This window comes from Pedobacter sp. (genome assembly GCF_035566355.1).
In the GTDB taxonomy this organism is placed as follows: domain Bacteria; phylum Bacteroidota; class Bacteroidia; order Sphingobacteriales; family Sphingobacteriaceae; genus Pedobacter.
The window spans coordinates 1-6596 of sequence record NZ_DATMRL010000658.1; the positions used below are offsets into that span (position 1 = coordinate 1).

Sequence of the window (6596 nt, forward strand, 5' to 3'; positions counted from 1 at the left end):
TAAAAGTTCAGGATCTCCGATTTTATCCAATTGTTTTAAAAAAAAGCCATTATTTTTATTCTCTTTGTTAAAAGCAGTGAGATATAGTATTTCATTCTTATTGAGTATGTTCCCTTTAAATAAGTCAAATGCATAATTAAAAATGATATTATTCTTTTGACCGTACCCATTGGTTAGATTAACTGGTTTCTGTTTACCTAACGGATCTAGTTTCCAGATATCATATCGATCATAAACAAACACAGATTCATCGTTTTCCAGCCAAATAAGGGAAGTTATTCCTCTGGCGCTTTTTACATTATCCCTATCATCCATAAATATATTAATCCAGGAAACTTTTAGGTCTTGTGTTAAATTTCGAACCGTCGCAGTTGCTATTTCATAACTAAAATAGTTCTGTTTGGTTGTATCAAAGAAGATGATATACTTTCCACATGGCGAAAGTTGAACGACGGATGGTTTTAAATTGTCTAAAAAATTTAATTTTTTTCTGTTACCATTTTTTACTGAAACCAAATCCCAGGTCCTATTATAGATCATACTCCAAGGATCACCTATAATAGGATTTTGTATTAAAGCTGTTGTATCTCTGACACCTTCAGATGTTGGAAACTGAAAGCCTTCTCCTGCCTGGTGTTGCAACCGTATAACATTTCGATCTGCAATATTAATAACAGCGACATAGATTTGGTCACCGGTTTCTACTTCAGGTACATTTTTCAGGATGGTATCCGTATAGCTCCATAGTTCAACAACTTTTTTATGCTGTGGCTTTGAAATTCCTTTTTTTGTTAATGATGTGAATAGACGTTCTCCATCACTACTAAAAGAACTTAGATATCCTAAGTCTAACCCTCTCTCTATATTCTTAGGATTTTTGCCGATAATACAAACTGCCTGAGACGAACCCATCTTGTAATACCAAACTGAATCTCTAGTTTTAAACGCTAATTGGTGATGTTTTATATCAAGAATTAGGTTTTCCGGTTTATCCCCTTCCCATATTTCAGCAGCCTTACCTGTAGCTATATCCACTAGATTTATAGATTGCCTCTGATCAGTTCCATTAACTGATTTGAATAAAACCAACATGTCTTTATCAAAACTCCAATTATATACATCATTAAAAATGAACTCTTTATCGGTTTTTAAATTCCGTAGAACTAAGTCCTTTGGATTACGGCTCGAAGGATACAACAGATATTCTGTTCCTTTAGTTTCCTTGAGACTGTACCATGAAGTATTTGGAATGTATTGAATTTGATTCGTTCCGAGCTTAAGCATCCCCATACTATCCTTCTCATTATTAAATATGAAATATTTATCACTAAGAATCCCTGAGTTCTCGATCAATCCTCCTTTAAATTCCCTTTTCCATTTGCCATCTGTAGATTGGACTACTAAAGTTCTACTTTCTACTGGTGCATTGTTAATATTGTAAAATACATACTGTCCATTTTTACTAATTGTTGGTGTAGATCCTTCCAAGGAAGGCCAAGCTTTACAGGCTGTAGAATCTATTACTGTCTTCTGTGCAAACAAAATATTCGCGGAGAAAATCATCATCATTGTTGAAAAAACTCTCATCATATTTAATTTAATAGCCAACAGTCTGCGTCAAACTTGGGTTGCTTTGTAATTCGTAAGTATTAATTGGATAGTACTGCTGATAACTTTTCCACACACCTCCGTTACTTTTCTTCGGCGTAACTTTAGCCATTACTTTATCCACTTCACCCGTACGTTTTACATCTAGCCAGCGGTGGCCCCATTCGCTAAACAACTCTATTCTTTTTTCCTTTAGAATTAGGGTGATTAGATCTTCTTGATTAATATTCGGATTGGCATCCTTAACCAAAGGCGAGCCAGCTCGATTCCTGATTTGGTCAACATCCGAAATCGCATCAGTTAAATTACCCAATTGTGCTCTTGACTCTGCGCGGATCAAATACAATTCAGCTAAACGCATCACCGTACTGTATTCAGTAACAGGAGCATCTGTTAAAGATGACCTTCTGACCTTGTATTTATATGGATAATAATAGGTCGAACCATTTGCATTTACACTAGCTAGCCAGTTATCTTTCCGCCGATCACCTATTTCGAAGTCTTTGAGCAATTCGCTACTCAGGTAAACAGGATTACTTCCCGATGGTCCCTCTGGAGGTACTACAAATAACTGTGCTTCCTGCGTATTAAATCCGAGTTGAGTAGGTTGCAATTGCCAGATCGCCTCACGGTTATTCTTCAAAAACACTTTGTCCAGCGATTCTAATTGAAATTCTGAAGTATTTGCTAAAACCATTGATGCTTGCATTTCTGCATTTGCCCATTGTTCCATAAACAAATAAGTTCTAGCCAATAGAGCCGTGGCTGCCCATTTATTAGGTCTAACACGCTCTTCCAATCCGATTGGATAGGGTGTTTTCCCGTCACCACTTAAGTAACCCTCGCTTAAAAGGTTTTGCGCTGCTTTCAAATCTGTTACAATTTGGTTATATACCAGTGCCCTTGCAGATCTTTTTATTACTGCGTTTATTGTATAATCTGTGCTTAACACTAATGGTACATCGCCGTATAAATTCACCAGATAAAAATAATAGAACGCGCGCATAAAACGGGCCTCCCCCATTAAATGTTGCTTTACAAGTGGAGTAAGTCCAGTAGAGGATTCGAGTCCTTCTAAAGCCGAATTTACAACATAGAGTCTTTGATAAGTAGTGCCCCAAAAATCATTACCGGCATTTAATGAGGTCAATGCATTTTGATAATATATAGCAGGTCCGTTATTTCCTAAACCAGGATAATAATCCAACTCATCCGCGGATAAACCAGCAATTCCAGATAGACCACTCAGCTCTTGTGGATATACTGGATTGCCATTGCTTAACTTTACATATAAAGAAGTGATTGCACCAACCGCTGTGGCGTCATTATTGTAAACATTCTTTGAGCTGACACTAGTTGCTGGGCCATCTATTTCTACCAGTTTCTTACAATTGCTAAGTAAAAAACTGACAAATATTAAAGTCCAAATCAATATTCTTTTACAAGTCATATCTTTATTTTTAGATTGGAAAACATTTATAAGGTAACTTTTAGACCTATGGTAACTACCCGCAAAGGAGGAAGTGTTGTCGAGCTCTTTGTTTCGGGATCCAGTCCTTTATAATTTGTGAGCGTCCATAGATTTTGGCCTTGTACAAATAGACTACAATTTTGTAAATGTGCTCCTTTACCCCAGTTTTCGGGCAATTGCCAAGAAAGCGAAATATTCTTTAAACGGATATATGAAGCATCCGTCCAAGCGGCATCACTTGCATACAGACTATTTAAAGCCTGACTTATCAAGCTTGAACGATTTGCTGTGAATCTTTGTATTGACGAGATATCTCCTGGTCTTTGCCACCGATCCAGTAGGGAGGCTAGTTGATTTCCTCCTTCTCCATCATTAACACCTGAATTTCCAAATCCAAATCCCTGATTTTGGCCAATCTGTTTCACAAAAGAAAATAGAAAATCTAACTGAAAACCTTTATAGAAGAATGAATTCTGAATTCCTCCATAAAACTTAGGCGCAGCATCCAGTAAAACGGTTGCATCTAAAGTTGGGTCTGGCGTTGATGTTGGGTTTCCATTATGATCTGCAAATTGATAAATTCCTGTTGCAGGATCAACACCTAAAAAATGGTAAACTTTAATTGCACTTAATGGCGACCCAACTATTACTTGGGCAGGAAACCTAACATCGTTTGATTGTCTTAACAAAGTTTTGGGTACCGTAATGTTAAAATTACTAGACCACTTAAAATCCTTATTTTCTACATTCGTACTTGTAATTGTGAGGTCCCATCCCGAATTCTTTATTTTATCGGGATTATTCATCAGTATCGTTCCAAAACCTGCTGTATAGGGAAGGGTATATCCACGTAATTGATTAGAAGAATGATTGATGTAATAATTTGCATTAAGTAATATTCTGTCTTTAAAAAATCCTAAATCCAGGCCAAATTGCATTTTATGAGTCTCCTCCCATTCCAAATAAGGATTGGTTAAACGATTTGGCTGATAAGCAACGATCCCCTGATAGGGTACTTCTTGTTGAATAGGATCATATAAACTCAAAAACAGATAATCTCCTATCTGATCATTGCCAGTTGTTCCATAACTTGCTCTTAGCTTCCCAAAACTTAACCAACTAAGATGCTCTTTAATCAATGCTTCATTAGAAAAAATCCAGGTACCACCAATGGCGGCAAAATTGTGAAACTGGCTTTGAGGGCCAAACCTTGAACTCCCGTCTCTTCTTCCGGTTAAGTTGATGATATACTTATCCTGCCAATTGTAATTGATCCGACCAAATAGGGCATTGTATTTATAAATAGAATTAATTGAAGTGCTTGCACTAACACTTGTAGCGGAAAGTATATCTTCCATGACCAGATCATTGCTAAAACCAGTTGCATAAATTGTCGATCCTAAACTTGTATTCTTAGAAATTGTAGAACCCAAAAGCACGTCTAATTTACCTTTGCTGATATTATGATTGTAAGTTAATTGAGGCTCAATAGACCAGGAATTAATATCATTTGTAGTAAAAAATGTTTGTCTGGGAACGTACTGTGCTAGTTCGGGATAAAAAGATTGGAGAAGACTTTTATTGATTATATTAGTGTTTAGTTTGTTGTACCCCAATGCGCTCTTGACCTCTAAACCAGGTATAATTTGATAACTTAAATTCATGTTGCTCATCAAGTTACTCGTTTTATTTATAAAATTATTTGACATATATCCGATTGGATTGCCGGGAAATGTAGTCGTTCCAGATGCGTCGGGTGCCCAATTGATACCGCCATCTGACTTGTATAAGGCGGGTGCAATAGGTGCTAATTTGATTGCACTTGAGGTTAAGTCGTAATTTGGCAATTGATTGTTATCAAACAAATAACTCCCTGAAAATCCAATTTTGAATTTTTGGTTAGCTGACATGTTATTGATGTTAAAGCGTACAGATGTTTTGTTATCCGCATAATCACCAGGGAAAACGGTAGTTTCCCGGTGATGCCCCGCGCCCACTAAAAAGTTGGTTCGATCATTGCCTCCAGATACGGAAGCATTGAGATCCTGGTAGGTCGCGGTTCCTCCAATCAATTCTTTTTGCCAGTCGGTATACCGGGAAGTATCCCAATTGCCATTTAAGTCACTATCTAGATATGGACCTGGGTCAGGGGTAGCTATACCATCATTTTTGAGGGCTTCCCTTCTCATCTCCAAATATTGCTGTGAATTCATCAGATCTAACTTGTGGGGTACTTTTGCCCAACCAGATTGAAGGTTCAGATTAACCCTAGTATCACCTGATTTTCCTTTTTTAGTAGTAATCAATATTGCTCCATTGGCAGCGCGGGAACCGTAAATTGCAGTCGCGTCTGCATCTTTTAATATGTCAATACTTTCAATGTCAGATGGATTAATAAAACTTAGTGGATTACCTGGATTTTGAACCGCGCCAGCAGCTTGAACATTTCCGGATCCTCCTACAATTAGATTACCACCTGATAGCAATTGAGAAGTAAAAGGTACTCCATCAATCACATATAACGGATCATTTCCATTTGCAAAACTGTTCTGTCCTTGAATCCTCACTTTCACCCCCGTTCCTGCAAAACCTGTTGCTTGCTCAATAAACAATCCCGGCACCCTTCCCTGCAAAGCCAACAAAGGATTATTCACTGGTTGCTTTTCTATCACATCGGCCTTTATCGTAGTCACATTCCCTGTACTCAACCTCTGAGTAGTCGTTCCATAAGCAATCACCTGAACTTCATCCAGCTTCGACAAACTCTGCTCCAGCACGATATTTCCAAGATTCGCACTGGCATTTACTTCCTTTGGCAAATACCCGATAAAACTCACAACAAGCACAGCCCCCTCTTCCACACCTCTTAAAAAGAACCTTCCATCCTTATCCGTACTCACACCCTTCCCTGTCTTCTTTACCTTCACGCTCGCGCCTGGAAGCGGACGATTCTCCGAATCCACCACCCTGCCAGAAGCGTCAATGCTATTAAGGGTGGCAACCACCCTCTCCAGAAAGGTTTTTTCTTTCAGTTGTACAAAAACCGTCTTATCCACAATCTTATAAGAAAGCGGCAAGCCTTTTAAACAAGCTTCTAAGGCTTCGTCTATATCTGCATCTTTTAATTTGACGCTGATCTTTGCTTGTTTCAGATCATAATCTTTAGAAAAAAAGACATAACCTGTCTGCATCTTTATGTTTTCCAATACTTCTTTCAATGAAGTATTGTTTTTATCTATATTGATCTTCTGACCGTATCCTGCTGCGCTCACCTGCATAAGGAAACTGATCATGAGTACTATGATTAATTTCATAATCAATAGAATTTTAGGAGGTAGCCACTTAAAGGGCATACCTAGGTTAAAAGCATTTAAATTCATACTTTTACTTGGGTTTTAGTTAACACATAAACGAATCGCAATTTTGTTTATCCCTGCCTTTGGCTGGGAATGGGTCAGCTTAAACCTATGCCGGTTATCGTGGTCGCACACTTTACCGGCTTCTTTGTTTAAAATTG

3 protein-coding genes are annotated in these 6596 nt (G+C 37.8%); all 3 read right to left on the reverse strand.

Features of this window, described 5'->3' with window-relative positions; genetic code table 11:
• The coding region (locus VNZ46_RS25890) for a hypothetical protein (RefSeq protein WP_325564015.1) at positions 1–1608 on the reverse strand (1608 nt) is incomplete at its 3' end.
• A complete protein-coding gene (locus VNZ46_RS25895; RefSeq protein WP_325564017.1) occupies positions 1598–3058 on the reverse strand; it encodes a RagB/SusD family nutrient uptake outer membrane protein in 1461 nt (486 codons plus the stop codon). The genes VNZ46_RS25895 and VNZ46_RS25890, both read right to left, overlap by 11 nt.
• A gap of 26 nt (positions 3059–3084) precedes the next feature.
• Entirely contained in the window at positions 3085–6393 is a 3309-nt protein-coding gene (locus VNZ46_RS25900; protein WP_325564019.1) for a SusC/RagA family TonB-linked outer membrane protein, read from the reverse strand.
• Positions 6394–6596: the final 203 nt, after the last annotated feature.